General features: G+C 43.8%; 13 protein-coding genes. 12 read left to right on the top strand and 1 reads right to left on the bottom strand.

The genetic code is table 11. The features are described from left to right. The first annotated feature begins 14 nt into the window (after positions 1 to 14). The 7 genes from KYS23_RS12670 to KYS23_RS20925 all read left to right on the top strand — a co-directional run bounded on the left by KYS23_RS12670 (position 15) and on the right by KYS23_RS20925 (position 9,361). A complete protein-coding gene (locus KYS23_RS12670; RefSeq protein WP_218418923.1) occupies positions 15 to 743 on the top strand; it encodes a HugZ family pyridoxamine 5'-phosphate oxidase in 729 nt (242 codons plus the stop codon). A 347-nt stretch (positions 744 to 1,090) separates the two neighbouring features. Continuing rightward, the gene (locus KYS23_RS12665; protein ID WP_159533781.1) at positions 1,091 to 2,446 is read left to right on the top strand and encodes a GH1 family beta-glucosidase; all 1,356 of its coding nucleotides are present in this window, start codon (positions 1,091 to 1,093) and stop codon (positions 2,444 to 2,446) included. Positions 2,447 to 2,498: 52 nt separating this feature from the next. Further along, positions 2,499 to 3,845, top strand: a complete 1,347-nt coding sequence (locus KYS23_RS12660; RefSeq protein WP_218418921.1) for a glycoside-pentoside-hexuronide (GPH):cation symporter — start codon at positions 2,499 to 2,501, stop codon at positions 3,843 to 3,845. Between the two features lie 56 nt (positions 3,846 to 3,901). Next, entirely contained in the window at positions 3,902 to 4,903 is a 1,002-nt protein-coding gene (locus tag KYS23_RS12655; RefSeq protein ID WP_159533777.1) for a LacI family DNA-binding transcriptional regulator, read from the top strand. A 79-nt stretch (positions 4,904 to 4,982) separates the two neighbouring features. Further along, positions 4,983 to 6,065 carry a methyl-accepting chemotaxis protein gene (locus KYS23_RS12650; protein WP_159533775.1) on the top strand — a complete coding sequence of 361 codons (1,083 nt, stop codon included), beginning with the start codon at positions 4,983 to 4,985 and terminating at the stop codon, positions 6,063 to 6,065. A gap of 59 nt (positions 6,066 to 6,124) precedes the next feature. Continuing rightward, positions 6,125 to 7,630 carry a sensor histidine kinase gene (locus KYS23_RS12645; protein ID WP_159533773.1) on the top strand — a complete coding sequence of 502 codons (1,506 nt, stop codon included), beginning with the start codon at positions 6,125 to 6,127 and terminating at the stop codon, positions 7,628 to 7,630. 150 nt (positions 7,631 to 7,780) lie between these two features. Then, positions 7,781 to 9,361 (top strand): methyl-accepting chemotaxis protein, encoded by a 1,581-nt coding sequence (locus tag KYS23_RS20925; protein ID WP_218418919.1) that lies wholly within the window; start codon positions 7,781 to 7,783, stop codon positions 9,359 to 9,361. An 88-nt stretch (positions 9,362 to 9,449) separates the two neighbouring features. Here the strand turns inward: KYS23_RS20925 and KYS23_RS12635 are convergent, their stop codons facing one another. Then, on the bottom strand, positions 9,450 to 9,737 hold the full coding sequence (locus tag KYS23_RS12635; protein WP_129740309.1) for a YebG family protein: 288 nt from the start codon (positions 9,735 to 9,737) through the stop codon (positions 9,450 to 9,452). A gap of 327 nt (positions 9,738 to 10,064) precedes the next feature. Here KYS23_RS12635 and KYS23_RS12630 point away from each other — a divergent pair, with 327 nt between their 5' ends. From KYS23_RS12630 to KYS23_RS12610, 5 genes are all read left to right on the top strand, one after another. Next, positions 10,065 to 11,237, top strand: coding sequence for a GAF domain-containing sensor histidine kinase (locus tag KYS23_RS12630; protein WP_218418918.1), 1,173 nt, complete (start codon positions 10,065 to 10,067; stop codon positions 11,235 to 11,237). 339 nt (positions 11,238 to 11,576) lie between these two features. Then, positions 11,577 to 11,975 carry a 30S ribosomal protein S6 gene (gene rpsF / locus KYS23_RS12625; protein ID WP_013786398.1) on the top strand — a complete coding sequence of 133 codons (399 nt, stop codon included), beginning with the start codon at positions 11,577 to 11,579 and terminating at the stop codon, positions 11,973 to 11,975. Between the two features lie 11 nt (positions 11,976 to 11,986). Beyond that, positions 11,987 to 12,214, top strand: a complete 228-nt coding sequence (gene rpsR, locus KYS23_RS12620) for a 30S ribosomal protein S18 (RefSeq protein ID WP_013786397.1) — start codon at positions 11,987 to 11,989, stop codon at positions 12,212 to 12,214. Between the two features lie 26 nt (positions 12,215 to 12,240). Further along, positions 12,241 to 12,693, top strand: coding sequence for a 50S ribosomal protein L9 (gene rplI / locus KYS23_RS12615; RefSeq protein ID WP_159533767.1), 453 nt, complete (start codon positions 12,241 to 12,243; stop codon positions 12,691 to 12,693). A gap of 392 nt (positions 12,694 to 13,085) precedes the next feature. After that, positions 13,086 to 16,226: an efflux RND transporter permease subunit gene (locus KYS23_RS12610; protein WP_218396796.1), complete on the top strand. Its 3,141-nt coding sequence runs from the start codon at positions 13,086 to 13,088 to the stop codon at positions 16,224 to 16,226. The last annotated feature ends 4 nt before the right edge of the window (positions 16,227 to 16,230 follow it).

The following is a 16,230-nucleotide window of genomic DNA, read 5'->3' as shown; positions in this document are numbered from 1 at the left end:
AGAAGGAGTTTCTTATGAGCATGCGAGATATTGCATTTTCAGCAAAACAATTAAGCCGAACTCACCACAGTGGTGTGCTAGGAACCCATTCCACTTCAATGCCTGGGTATCCTTTTGGCTCGGTTGTTCCCTATTACCTTACCCCTGCCGGTGATGCCATTATCTACATTAGTGATATTGCCCTGCACACTCGTAATATTAAAGCGAATGATAAAGTTAGTTTGACCATATTCGATGCTGGTGAGGATGACTCTCAAGCCAATGGTCGAGTGACTATTATGGGTAACGCAGAACTGGCTAAAAAAGAGGATGTGAAAGCACAATATCTAAGATTGTTTCCACAGGCTAAAGGTTATGAGCAAACCCACGACTTTAATTTTTACGTTATCCGCGCTGAGCGTGTGAGATTTATCGGCGGGTTCGGGAAAATTCATTGGATCGATAAAGCGTACTGGCAGGTTGAAGAGCAAGAGTGGCATAAGTCGCCAGACGGTATGATTACTCACATGAATGAAGATCATCAAAATGCCATGCAGTTAATTTTACAGCATAAAATCGGGGTGAATATTGAGCATCCTATTATGCACAGTGCCTTTCCAGAAGGTATGCATTGTGGCAGCGAAGAAGCGACCTGGTTTATTCCATTTGAAGCCACCTGTGAAACCTCCACCGATGTTCGAAAAGCCCTTGTCAAACTGACTAACGATGCACGCACGGCATTGAACATACCCAAAGCGAGCTAAAAGATTCGCGCTATCGAAACGTCGTGTTCTTTTATCGCCGCATGTGCTAGACAGCCTGCCATTAATGATAACCCAGCGAAGTGCTTCGCTGGGTTATCATCTGTGAATGAAATGTAAAATTCTTCCCTGTTACTACTTGTCGCTATATGAAAGCGCTTACATATAATGCTACACTTCGTTTCGTAGGGTGGCACTATACACAAGCTGCCAATAGAGCACCTTACATATAGTGCTAATACAACTTGGCTTCACACAATCTCAACATCGTTAGTGACCGTCGTATTTATTTTTTTAACGACTGCTTTAGACAGGCGCTGATACATTCATTCGAATAAGGTTTTGTACACATGGAAATTTTAGCCCAACCAGGCTCTCCCTTTATGCAATCAGATTTCACCATGGGTGTGGCGACATCGTCATTTCAAATTGAGGGCGATGCAGACAACAGAGAGCCAAGCATTTGGGATACCTTTTGCAATACACCTGGAAAGATTGCCGATGGCAGTCACGGCCTCGTGGCATGTGATCATGTGAACCGTTTGGAAGAAGACTTAAGCATTATTGATTCGTTAAATGTAGACGCTTATCGGTTCTCTATCAGCTGGCCACGAATTATTAGAAAAGATGGTTCGGTCAATCAGCAAGGGCTTGATTTCTACCTTGCTTTGCTAGCAAAGTTAAAGCAAAACAACATTAAGCCATATGTCACTCTGTATCACTGGGATTTGCCTCAGTATTTAGAAGATGACGGAGGCTGGCTAAATAGAAAAACGGCCTATGCGTTTGCTGAATATGTGGATGTGGTGAGTAAAGCTTTTGGTGATAAGGTTTACTCATACGCCACATTAAACGAACCCTTTTGTAGTGCCTATTTAGGTTACGAAGTAGGGGTTCATGCTCCAGGGAAAGTGGGCAAAGAATTTGGAAAAAAAGCGATACATCACTTGTTGTTGGCCCACGGTTTAGGCATGCGCGTTCTACGCAAAAATGCACCCAATATCGAGGCTGGCGTAGTACTTAACTTTACGCCGTTCTACGCAAATTCTAGTGATGAAAAAGATATTCGCGCCACAAAATTAGCACATGATCATCATAACGACTGGTACATTAAACCGTTAATGCATGGTTGTTACCCTGCTCTTATCGATGACATTCCGGCAGCTCACCGGCCAGATATTCTCGATGGCGATATGGATATCATTTCTGAGAAAATAGATTACTTAGGTGTGAATTATTACACTCGCGCTAAAGTCACCGATGATGGCTCTGAAGATCCTTGTCAATTGCCAGCCCCAGAGGAAAGTGAAACTACCGCAATGGGCTGGGAAGTTTACCCGCAAGGGTTAACTGATTTACTGCTACAGTTGCATAATGACTACCAACTACCACCGCTTATTATCACTGAAAATGGCTTGGCCAGTGATGATACGTTATCGATGGATGGTGTCGTGAACGATGAGCAGCGTATTCGATATCTAACCACTCACTTGCAGGCGGTAGCTGATGCAATTGAAGCAGGGGTCAATATAACAGGCTATTTTGTTTGGAGCTTGTTAGATAATTTTGAATGGGCGCTGGGTTACGAGAAACGCTTTGGTATTATTTACGTTGATTACGATACGCAAAAACGAACGTTAAAAGCCAGTGCACTAAGACTACAACAATTGCTAGAAGAAAGACGAAAAGCGTTAAACGCAGCCTGATAGATGCGCAATTGATTAAAAGTATAAAATAATAAAGATAACGGTGAAGCCAATGGTAAGTGCAAAGGAAAAGATTGCCTACGGGTTAGGCGATACGGCAAGTAATTTCATTTTTCAAACCGTCATGCTGTTTTTGACATTTTATTATACCGACGTTGTTGGCATACCGGCTGCAGCGGTAGGGAGTATGTTTTTACTCGTACGAGTATTTGATGCCGTTACCGACCCTTTAATGGGTTCTTTGGCCGACAGAACAAGAACGCGGTGGGGCGCATACCGCCCCTATTTATTATGGTTGGCTTTGCCTTTTGCGCTTTGCAGCGTGCTTGCGTTTACCTCTCCTGAATGGCTTACCGAAGAAGGTAAGCTTTACTATGCATTTATCACCTACGCACTGCTAATGATAATGTATACCGCCATTAATATTCCTTATTCTGCATTAGGCGGCGTGCTAAGTGCCGATGCTTCAGAACGCGTATCTATTCAGTCTTATCGATTTGTATTTGCCATGGGCGGAGGCCTGCTGGTGACATCATTTATGCTGCCATTGGTTGATTACTTAGGTAATGGCAACGAAGCACTTGGGTATCAGCGCGCCATGATAGTGATGAGCATAGTGGGGATGGTACTTTTTCTGCTTTGCTTTGCCGGTACTAAAGAGCGGGTGAAACCTGCCAATGAAACGCCTGCGCCTTACAAAACCCAGTTAGCGGCTATTTGGCAAAATGATCAGTGCCGAGTGCTTTGTATGGTAGCTATCGTGTTACTCACCGGCATGGTAATGCGAAACACGCTAGCGCTCTACTATGTGAAGTACGTGTTGCAGCGGCCAGAGTCGGCCACATTATTTGTTACCGCCGGTATGGTGGGAAGCATTATAGGCTGTGCGTTGGCGAACCCAGTAGCTAAACGATTTTGTAAAATCAAAGTTTACACCTGGCTTCAGTTAGCCAGCGCAGTAGTGTGTATCGTGAATTATTTTGTGCCTTATCAAGAGTGGTTTACGGCCATTTCACTGCATTTCCTTTGGGGCCTTATCTTGCAAATGGCTACGCCGCTACTGTGGGCAAAAATTGCTGATGTGGTGGACTATGGCGAAGATAAAACGGGGCTTCGTATGACTGGGTTAACGTATTCAACTGTGGTCTTTTTCATTAAAGTTGGACTGGCCTTGGGCGGCGCACTTGCGGGGTGGTTACTCGCATCAGTTAACTATCAACCAGACGCCTTTTCACCGGATGTGGCAAAAGGCATAGTGGCGTTATTTTGTATCGGGCCAGCAATCGCTTCGATAGGTGTTGCGATTATTATGCGCTGGTATACATTAGATAACCAAAAAATGTTGGCAATTCAGCAGCGACTTGGGTTGACCACAGAAGACGCGCATCGCGGGTCGTAATAATAACTACGCAAAGCAAGGATATACACAGCGCACGTATGCACTGTTAATGCTCTATGGTAACGATTAAGCAAGTAAGTGAACTAGCTGGCGTGTCGTCAGCAACAGTATCTCGAGTTATAAACAACACAGATACCGTTAAAGAGAAAACGCGCCAGCAAGTGCTTGATGCGATGGAGAAGCTTGGCTATCGACACAATGTCATAGCGGCTTCCCTTGCCTCAAATAAAACCCATACCGTGGGGTATGTGGTACCTGAACTACATGGCTCATTCTTTGGTGCCATGATGGCGGGCTCTGAAAAAGTGCTTAGACAAGCCAATAAGCATATGTTTGTGGTGACCGGACACAGTGATGAAGCTTTAGAGAAAAAAGAAATTGAAGCCTTGCTGAGTCGCCGTTGCGATGCGCTTATTCTGCATGTTGAGGCGGTCAGCGATGAGTACCTTGTAGACCTTGCCAGCCAAGATGTTCCTATTGTTGTGGTTAACCGCTATATAGAAGCTATTGGTGAAAAATGTATCAGCCTAGACAATGTGCTCGGCGCATATCTAGCCACTAAGCACCTTATCGATTTGGGCCATACTCAAATTGCTTACGCCGCCGGTGCCTTGTTTAAAGCGGATGGTATCAACCGTTTACTTGGGCATAAAAAAGCATTAAAAGAGGCCAGCTTTCATTTCGATGAAGACTCTGTAGCAGAAGGGAATTTCCAAGCTTTCTCTGGTGAGAAGTGTGTGGATGAACTGTTTAGTCGCAACGTAAGTTTTAGTGCAATCGCCTGTGCAAATGATGAAATGGCATCAGGCGCCATTAACTCACTAAGAAAGCATGGTAAACGCGTACCGGAAGATATCTCTGTCATTGGGTTCGATAACGTCGATTTTGCTAGTTACCTTACCCCTAAGTTAACGACTGTGAACTACCCTGTGCGCGAGATTGGTGCTATGGCATCACGCTGGATTTTAAATCAGGCTTATGGCGATAGGAAAATGACAATGGAACATATTTTATCGCCTAAATTGATTATTCGAGGGACCACCAGAAAATTTGAGTAAATTCAACCAACGACGAATGGTGAAGTTACGCTTTTTTCTGTTATGCTAAATTTTCACACAAATAAAATTTGGTCACCCTATGTTCGTTTCTCGAAGCAAATACTTAGAAAAAGAGTCTCAGGCCTCTCAACTTGAAAGCCGCTATCAAGTTGCCCTTGATAAAATATCAGACTTAGAGTCTGAAAATGCAGAACTTCATCGGCAAGTTACCGAGTTAAGCGATGCCTCAAGGCAAATTGATGACGATGTGGTAACACGTTGTTTAGTTACCTCTTTGAACCAAGTGGAAGGTATACGAGAAACCGTTTTAGGGTCTTATCAAAAAATAAACGCCGAAAACCAATCAATATCAGATATTAATGAATTGTTTGAGCAATCTTCCCACGTACTTACTAAAATTGTTAAAGACATGAGCGGTTTGAATACTCAAATGGTGAGTATGAGCGAGCGCATTTCTGGCTTATCAAGCACAGCCGATAACATTAATAAGTTTGTTTCTACCATTACCAGTATATCGGATCAAACCAACCTACTGGCATTGAATGCCGCTATTGAAGCGGCGCGAGCAGGTGATGCTGGTCGCGGTTTCAGTGTAGTTGCCGATGAGGTGCGCGCACTGGCAACTGAAACAAACAAATCAGCCACAGAAGTGTCTGAACTGGTAAACGATATTATTCAATCTACGGCAAAAGCGGTTTCGGGTGTCAACGAATTAAGAGGTAATAACGAAGAGCTAGAAGAGGGAATTAGCACCCTTAATAGCAGCTATGAAACCATGGTTTCTCATTGCGATAGTATGAAAACGACTATCAACGAGGGCTCCTTAAGTACCTTTATACAGACGGTTAAGCTCGATCACGTAGTGTGGAAGTCTGATGTATATGCGGTTTTATTTGGTTTCAGCGATAAAAAACCAAGTGATTTTGCTGATCACGCCAGTTGCCGTTTAGGAAAATGGTACAGCGAAAATCAAGGTGCTGCTATTGGTAAGTCGTCGTCATTTAGAGAATTAGAAACACCTCATGCGGCAGTACATCGTGCGGGTGTGGCTGCTATCAACGCAAAAGCAGAAGGTGATACTTCAACACTAGAATCAAAAGTAGTTGAAATGGAACGCTCTAGCGAGAAAGTAATGTTGTTACTAGATAAGATAGCCAGCTAACCAGTTAACTCATATACCTTGAATGTGTTTAAAGCGGTATAGACTAAAAGGCTTTTATATTGAGCGATGCTTCAATACCCCCTAGCCCTAAGGAAGTTGCTGACTTAAAAGCTCAAGTGAAAACACTTGAGCGACAACTTAAGCGCCAAAAAGTAGCGAGGGAAAACGCTGAGTGGTTTTTAGAAAGCTACTCAAGCGATGCCTATTCGGCAACCCAAGCCCTGCGTAAAGCATTACATGAATCGAAAAAAAGAGAGCGGGAATTAATTTTTCTAAATCGCTCCGCTTCCCACCTTAAATCTTCCGATAGCGGTGCTAGTTTTATCTTTTCAGCCATTGAATCAGCAGTTGAATTCAGTGATGCCTATTGTGGTCTGGCCTTCATTACGAAAGCGGGAAAGGTGATTCAGGGAGGTGACAACAAGGTTTGGCAAATAGAGAACGGTTGGGTTGATGGCAATGATTTTGCCAAGGTTATTTTAAATGAGCTGCCACTCTCTGTAACAGATAATTATAGCCAATGGTGTGTAAATATCGTTGAAAGGCCAGACACTCATGAAGAAGCTTACGTATTACACTTCATGCAGAATTTGGGCAACGGCGAGCAGGCTTGGCTTGCATTGCTGACCAAAAACAGCGAATTAGATGAAGAGATGTTGTATGTGCTTGATGCAAATAAGCACTACTTACAGTTTGGAATAGGCTACAGAAGTTCCAAACACGAAATCAAGCATCATAAAGCCGCCCTCTCATCGATGGAAAAAGACCAACGCTATTTGCAAGAAAAGCTAATAACTGCAGATAAAATGGCCATGCTGGGTCAGTTGGCGGCAGGTATAGCTCATGAGATTAACAATCCTATAGGTTACGTACGCAGTAACACGTCAGTGGCTGGCGATATTTTTAAGGATTATCAAAGTGCTTTATCGGAAATAAAGGTACTTTGTAAAGACGCAGGTGGAGAAATAGAAGCCCGTTATTTGGCGCTTGAAAACACTTACTCATTAAAAGAGAGTGCCGAGGCTATCTCTGAAATGTTTGAAGAGTCTTCAGAGGGTATCGAAAGAATTATCGATATCGTTAAAGCGCTAAGAGGCTTTTCCTATCCCAGCGGTGGAAAGCGTGTCGCCATCAATGTTGCCGAAGCGATAAACTCAGCCTTGCGAATTACTAACAATCTGCATAAGTACAAAAATAAAGTCATATTCACGCCCCCTGAGACCGCTGTAGAAGTCATTGGCAATGCGGGGCAAATACAGCAAGTACTTGTCAATCTGCTCACTAACGCCATTTACGCCACGGATGAAGGCAAATGCATTAAGTTTGATGTTGAATCAGTAGAAGGGGATGCGGTCATTACTTTGCAAGATGAGGGCAAAGGTATGTCAGAGGAAGTCATTGGCAAAATGTTTACGCCATTTTTCACCACTAAACCGCCTGGCGATGGTACTGGTCTTGGCATGTCTATTTCACTCACTATTATTGAAGAACACGGCGGCCAGTTTGAAGTAACTAGTGAAATCGATAAGGGAACCACAATTAAGGTGCGCCTACCGCTCGCGTAACTTTTTAGATTATATCAATATAATTATTATCTTATTCTTTTGCTACTTTAGTATTAATCTTCCCAATAATGTTCTACGCTTTTAGGCAATTACCAAGAAATAGGGTTCTCCTATTTACTTTTAACACCGCTATAGCAATGGATCTTATTAGTGAAGAAAAGCCAGTCTGTCACCCAACGCGAATACAAATTCCCTTCTCATTACCGCCTTATCTCTTCTACTGACAAACGTGGTGTTATACAACATTGCAATGACGAATTTGTGGAGGCAAGCGGGTATAAACGAGAAGACTTGATAGGAAAAAACCACAACATTATTCGTCATCCGGATATGCCCTCTGGTGTGTTTAAAGAAATGTGGCGAACCCTAGAGTCGGGACAAAGCTGGGCTGGGTTGGTCAAAAATAGAAGAGAAAATGGCGACCACTATTGGGTGTCAGCATTCGTCACTCCCGTATACGAGGGGGGGAACGCGGTGGGTTATGAGTCAGTTAGAATTCATGCCGCCGATAAAGAGATAATACGCGCGTCGAGCATATATGGCAGACTATCTGCCGGAAAATCGCCAATTCCCTTTGCTGCAAAGCTTGGTCAAACACTTTCACCCATGTCACCCATGATAGTGGTAACTTTACTATTGTTGGTAGCGATTGGCTTTACCGCTGGTTTTGTACCCCTAGGTGTTACTTTCATTGCATTACTGACTATGATGTTTTGGCAATCGGCAAAAAGCCGGAGCTACTGGCGGGAATTTCTTTCGTTAAGCCCTGCCAGTTACAGTAATGCACTTGTGGCACAAACATATTATGCCGATGTGGATTATATCGCTCAGGCTAAGTTGGCGTTAGGTTGCGAACTAGCGCGTACTCGCACGGCATTAACCCGTATTAAAGATGCATCTGACGGGTTAGAAGGTATTGCGGTTTCAACTCACAGCCAAGCTGAGTTAACCAGTAAAACGATTATTCAGCAGAATCTTGCCACCCAGCAAATTGCCACAGCAGTAACTCAAATGAGCCAGGCTATTCAAGAAGTGGCTGAACGGGTAGAGAGCAATGCGGTTAGCGCTAGAACTGCCGCGACTAACGTACAAATGGGTAACGACAAAGCTGAAGAAGCGATGCAGGCCATACTGTCATTAAAAGGCGCGGTGGAGTCAATTTCCGATACCGTTACCGAGCTTGCTCAGTCCACCAGTGATATTGGCGAAGCCGCTAGCATCATTTCTAGCATCGCTGATCAAACTAACCTGCTAGCACTAAATGCTGCTATAGAAGCTGCTCGTGCTGGTGAGCAAGGGCGCGGCTTTGCTGTTGTTGCCGATGAGGTGCGTACGCTGGCTTCTAAAACTCGCGTGTCCACTGATAAAATTCACAACATTATTCAAGAGCTTGTTGATAGAACGGAACGGGCCGTAAAGGTGTCTTCGGAAGGATTGGTGTCTGCTGAGCACGGCAGTGCAATTGTTGAAGAAACCCGAGGCGCACTACAAGAAATCAATAATGCAGTAAGCGGTATTGCCTCTGCAACCGTTGAAATGTCCTCTGCTGTAGAAGAACAAAGTACCGTGGCCGAGCATATTAATCAGCAGCTCGTAGATGTAGCTGATAGTGCGGAAGAAACGCAGAAGTCATCAGAAGCCTCGCTCAAAGTTGGTCGAGATCTTCGTGACACCGTAAATCAAGTTAACGGGTTAATTGCTCGTTTTAACACGGATAAACGCACAGGATAATCTGTGCTGATTGTTTTTGAGCGTGCTTTTAACCATTTTATATTTACGTTAGCTCCACGTAAAAGCACGCCGAGCTTTTCTGCAACGCCTATCCGTTGGCTTTAAGCTTTACCACGTCGGCACTCTCATCTTCTAGTACACTCTGGGCTGTCGCACCTTTAAAAATTTTGCTCACCTTGTCTTTATTCTTAGACAACATGATAGTGAGTTCTTCAACAAGGCTATCTTCAATGCCTAAGCCCTTTGCTTGAATGTATTCAGCAAGGTTGTCGGCAGCGTCGAGCATTTTATCGTACTGATCTGCTTCTTTTTTATCGGTAGTTACCAATTTTTCTACCCCTTTGTGCGTGACAACATACTGCGTGGTAATGGCCATGTTAGGTCCCCTTAAATGAATAGACCATAAAACTGTACAATATTTAACTGGATAAATAAACAGTATTTAAGGTTTTTTGATATTATTTTTTTTCAACTTAAGTATAGTGACTACATGGGCGAAAAAACCGCTTTAACATCGCTACGCCCAAGGTCAAAAATTTACGTTTTTCTTTTTAATTGCAGTCTTCAATTAGTCTTTATCTAGCAATGTAACATCGAATAACAGTAAATTTATCAAGAGGTGCGTCACTGTTTCTTATTAGAGCGTGAAATCGAGTGCCGAAAATCGGCGTGATAAAGATGACTTAGATACGAAGAGGATGTAATGAATTCTTCAATTGAGCGAGATATTCGCACTATTCAATCGATAGAAGCTGTTCCACATATTATGAAAATGTTATCAGACGCCACAGGTCTTCGCTTTATTTGCGTGGCCAGAGTGACTGAAGATAATTGGACAATGTGTGCTGTTCTCGACGAGGTGAATTTTAATTTAATACCTGGCGATGAACTCGATATCAAAACCACCTTTTGCAATCAGGTAAGAAAATCTACGAAACCAGTAGTGATTGAGCACACTAAAGAAGATACCGTTTATCGAGAAAGCGAAATACCCATCATGTATGGCTTCGAAAGTTACTTTTCTTACCCCATTTACAACAAAAATGGTGACTTTTTCGGTACGCTTTGTGGTTTAGACCCACTTCCTGCGGTATTAAAAACCGATAAAATTGAAAATCAAATAAAGTCTTTCGCCGAGCTGATTTCAAGGCAGATGGAAGTGGATGAGCGCCTAATCGCGGCTGAAACTAATCTTATCAGCGAGCAAGCTGCCGCTAAATTGCGTGAGCAATATATTGCTATTTTAGGCCACGATTTGAGAACACCATTATCGGCGCTTAAAATGGGTGTAGACTTCCTTGTTGACCATGCCAGCGATGCCACTTCCCAAAAAGTGCTATCTCGAATGGATAACAGCGCTAAACGCATGACGCGACTCATTAGTGACGTGATGGATTTTACGCACGGGCAAATGGGCAAGGGGATTCAATTAAACGTTAAGCCAGTGAGCGATTTAGAAAGCGTTTTAGCTCATACGGTAACTGAACTATCGAGCTTGCATTCAGACCGAGACATACGTGCGAATATCAATATAGACGGCACCTTTTCATGTGACCCGGAGCGTATCAGCCAGTTACTGTCTAACTTGCTGATTAACGCGATCGTACACGGCGATAGAGCGCAGCCTATTAAAGTGATAGCCAATGTAGAACAAGAAACACTTACAGTTAGCGTGTCTAATGGGGGGGCCCCAATAAGCGCTGATGTTATCGATAAGCTATTTCATCCATTTTGGCGAAATGAAAACAACAAAAAAAACGGTGGCTTGGGTTTAGGTTTGTTTATCGCCTCGCAAATTGCTGAAGCACATAAAGGCAGCTTGATGGTGCATTCCGATGAGAATGAAACCGTGTTTTCTTTTAAGGCAGCATTGTAAACTACAAGGTTAAGCATCGGGCTTAGCCTTTTAAACACCTAAACTTTTAAACAATTAGCTCGGTTTTATTGCAGTTATAGTTTTGCTCTCTACCTGAATCAACCATGGCTTTTGATAGCCGCTTCAAAAGGTCGACGAGTCCCGCTACCAACCTCATTATTAAGCGTATTTAGCCCTATATCATCAAAACATGCGCAAACATAAAATTTGCCGGTGATTAATGCTTGTACAAAAGCAGGTATGTGCGTATAATCCGCGCCCTTACAGCCACCCTAACTAGGTTCCTTGTCTCTATACAGTCTGGCTGTACTGTCGAGGCTACAACCGTAAGGAGCAATAATGCGTCATTACGAAATCGTATTTATGGTTCACCCTGATCAGAGTGAACAAGTACCTGGTATGATCGAACGTTATACCACTATTCTTAAGCAAAACGATGGTCAGATTCATCGTTTAGAAGATTGGGGCCGTCGTCAATTGGCATACCCAATTGAAAAGCTGCACAAAGCCCACTATGTATTGATCAATGCTGAAGCGACTGCTGAAGCTGTTGACGAGCTGGAAAATGCTTTCCGCTACAACGACGTTATCTTACGTAACATGGTAATGCGCACTAAAAACGCTGTAACCGAGCCTTCTCCTATGACTAAAGAAGAGCGTCGTGAGCGTCGTGACGATTCTGCACCTCGTACAGAGCGCGCAGAAAGAAGACCTGAATCCACTGAAGATAACGCTTAAGGAGATCACCCATGGCTCGTTTTTTCAGACGTCGTAAATTCTGCCGTTTCACTGCAGATGGTGTGACTGAAATCGATTATAAAGATATCGCTACTCTTAAGAATTATATCACAGAGAGCGGTAAGATTGTCCCTAGCCGTATCACTGGTACAAGCGCAAAATATCAGCGTCAGCTGTCTTCTGCGATTAAGCGCGCACGTTTTCTTGCGTTGCTTCCGTACACTGATTCACACAAGTAATTTGGCGTAATTAAGGGGTAGTTAAGATGAACATCATCCTACTAGATAAAGTCGCCAATCTTGGCGGTCTGGGCGACCAAGTAGCTGTTAAAGCTGGTTACGCTCGTAATTTCCTGTTTCCACAGGGTAAAGCAGTTCCTGCAACTAAAGCGAACGTTGAAAAGTTTGAAGCACGTCGTGCTGAACTTGAAGCGAAAATCGCTGAGCAGCTTGATGCTGCTAATACACGTGCTGAAAAACTAAATGAACTTGCAGAAGTAACTCTTGCGGCGCCAGCTGGCGACGAAGGTAAACTTTTCGGTTCTATCGGTACACGTGACATTGCTGATGCAATCACAGCAGCTGGTGTTGAAGTAGCTAAAGCGGAAGTTAAACTTCCTACTGGCACACTTCGCGACACTGGCGAATATGACATCGACTTACAACTTCATTCTGATGTAACCACTTCTATTAAAGTGATCATCATTGCTGAAGCATAAGCGCTGACGTATACGAAAAAACCGCTCTTATGAGCGGTTTTTTTATATCTGCATGCATCTCAACCACCTCAAGGTTATTCGCATTACATACTTCCTCATAAAAGACTCACTATACTTTCGCGTTTTCTAGATTTTCCCACGTACTCTTCTTATGATCTCATACACAAATATGATGCTCATCAACATCGGTCGTCAATATGTAACAAGTTATTAATTATTTCGTTAAATTAATGATAAATTACGACCGTTGGTCGTCGATAGATTGCTGTTTTTTACAGCATTAAACGAAAATGTCGGTTAACCCATAAATTGTTCTTAATATAGCTTTAAACTTTTCCTGTCACAGTTGCGACCTATAGTAATCCAAACTACAAAAAGCATAGTGCTTCATTATGGACATTACACGTGCAGCAATAAAAAATGCGTCTGGGGTAGGAATTGGCATCGCAATATTAGTCTTTCTTGGGCTATATAGCTTATTCAATTTGCCAGTTCAGCTTTTTCCAGACATTGAAAGACCCAATATCAATATCCAAACTTCCTGGCGGGCAGCGTCTCCTCAAGAAATTGAATCGGAAATAATAGAACCACAAGAAGAGGTGCTTCAGGGAATACCTGGGCTGGTCTCGATGAACGCGTGGTCGAATCAGGGAAATGCGTGGATTAACCTCCAATTTAGTTTGGGTACAGACATGCAAAAAACCCTTATTGAAGTGATAAGCCGCATGAACAGAGTGCCGCCATTACCTAGGGATGCGTTGTCACCCAATATTATGTTGGCAGGCAGCGGGGGGGATGCGCCTGCGCTAACCTACTTTTTTATGCAGCGACTGCCCGGCAACCCTAACGAAATAAATACCTACGTTACCTACTTCTCGGACGTGATAAAACCTCAGCTAGAATCTATACCCGGCGTAGCCCGTGCCCGTATGGAAAGTGGGGTAGGTGGCGAAGAAGAATTCCAAATTGTGTTCGACCCTTTCAAGGCGGCGCAACTCGGTATCGATTTAACCGCTATCACTACCGCATTGGGGCAAGCTAACGATGTTTCTGGTGGGTTTGTGGATGTTGGACGCCGCCGGTATACCCTGCGTTTTGAGGGGCGTTACGAACCGCAAAAAATGGGCGAAATGATTTTAGAATGGCGTGATGGCAGCCCAATTACACTAAGTGATATTGCTGAAATTACTATTACCCGCGCAGATGGAGCTAATTATAGTGTACAAAACGGCAACCCCGCTATTTCTATTCGCGTTGATAGACGAAACGACGCTAATGTTCTCGCTACGCTGGATGCGGTAAAGAAAAAAGTTACCGAGATAAACAAAACTTACCTAGAAGCTGAACAATTGGTAATGGTTCAGTCCTTTGATGCTTCTATATTTATTAAGCGAGCGGTGCAATTGGTTACCAGTAACCTGTTCATCGGGGTTATGCTCGCTATCGGCATCTTGTGGTTGTTTATGCGCCAATTAAAAGCCACGCTCATTGTCGCGCTTGCTATTCCTATCTCTTTACTCAGCACGTTTGTTGTACTTCAAATCACGGGGCGTTCACTGAATATCATTTCTCTTGCTGGGTTAGCGTTTGCGGTAGGAATGGTCTTAGATGCCGCCATTGTGGTGCTAGAGAATATTGTTCGCTTAAATAAAAAGGCCATGTGTCGCCAGGAAAGTGCTTATTTAGCCACAAAGGAAGTATTCGGGGCCTTAATGGCTTCGACAGCCACAACGGTTGCTATTTTTATTCCGGTGATGTTCTTAAATGATGTTGAAGGACAGTTGTTTGCAGACTTAGCCTTAACCATCGCTATTGCCGTATGTATGTCGTTAGTGGTTGCCGTAACGGTTTTACCCGTTGTGGCTAGCCGTTGGCTTATAGAAGATGTACCCGAAGACAAATTATTGCCACTGTGGAAATCCATCACCACTAAAATTATGACCTTATCATCAACAGGTATGCGTCGAATTATTATGATAGTGGCTCTGATGGGCATTCCCATCACAGGCAGCTACTTGTTAATGCCATCAATGGACTATTTGCCCCCCGTTAAGCGAGATGCGGTAGATGCCTTCTTAATGTTACCCGCAGGTGCGAGTGAAAATTTTGTCGCTGAAGAGGTGATGCCGGTCATTGTCGAGCGATTAAAGCCCTACATGGAGGGTGAAAAATCTCCGGCGCTTAAAAACTACTACATCATCACTTGGCCCAACGGCGGCACTTTAGGGGTAAGGGCTAAAGATCAGTCTCAAGTAAAAGCGTTAGAGGCCATTGTGCGAGATGAGGTACTAAAAGATTTACCTGATACTCAAGCGTTCGCGCAACAAGGTAATTTATTCGGTGGCTTTGGTAACGGTCGCTCGATTGATATTCATTTACAGGGTACAGATCAAGCCATGCTGAGCGTAGCGGCGCAAGCGGGCATTGATAAACTAAGAAGTATTTTCCCCACCGCCAATGCGCGGGCGAATCCACCGTTGGAACAGTCTGAGCCTGAACTGCAATTTTATCCCAACGACAGTCGATTAGTTGAGGTAGGGTTAAATCGCGGGCGTATGGCGGGTTTAGTGCGCGCAATGGGCGATGGAATGTATGTGGGTGAGTATTTTAATGGCACAAAGCGGATGAATATCATTTTCCGCTCAGAACCATGGTCAACCCCTGAAGATTTAAGTGCTACGCCAATAATGACCCCCATGGGGGAAGTGGTGCAATTAGGTGAGCTTGTCGAGATGAAACGAACGGTAGGGCCTAGTCGCATTCAGCGTATTGATGGTAAACGCACACTTACGCTCAATTTTAATCCGCCTGACGGTATGAGTTTAGAAGATGCCATGACGGTGATTAAAGCCGATGTTGAACCGGCTATTATGGCGATGATGCCAACCGATGGGGCAATTCATTATGGCGGCAGTGCCGATAGCTTGAAAGGGGCAATTGCCTCAATGGCAGATAATTTCTTGTTTGCTATGTTATTGCTTCTTCTTTTAATGGCAGGGCTATTCAAATCGCTTAAAGACAGCGTGTTAGTGGTACTGTCTATTCCACTGGCCACCGTGGGCGGCGTGGCGGCCATTAAAATCATGAATAGTTTTACCTTTCAACCGATGGATTTACTTACCATGATTGGTTTCATTATTCTGCTTGGGCTAGTGGTAAATAATGCCATTTTATTGGTGCACCAAACCCGAGTGGGGCAAGCTAATGGGCTCAATCGTGACGATGCCGTGGAGCAGGCAATCCAATTGCGGCTTCGACCTATTTTTATGAGCACACTGACGTCTATTTTCGGCATGCTCCCTCTTTTATTACTCCCTGGCGCTGGCAGTGTTATCTATCGCGGGTTGGCAGCGGTGATAGTCGGAGGGATGTCAATTAGCACGGTGTTCACCTTAGTGTTGCTGCCCACTCTACTTAGACTGACAAGAGCCGACTTTGGCTTCAAAGACAAAGTAAAAGTCCCGATTGATGGTACGCCGAGCGGTATGCCAACAAAAATCGTAAAACTAAGCAAATTTTCAGACTTAAATTAAAGGA

Origin of the sequence: Alteromonas lipotrueae (assembly GCF_019249255.1) — a bacterium.
Classification (GTDB): domain Bacteria; phylum Pseudomonadota; class Gammaproteobacteria; order Enterobacterales; family Alteromonadaceae; genus Alteromonas; species Alteromonas lipotrueae.
This window is presented reverse-complemented; position numbering and strand designations above follow the sequence as displayed.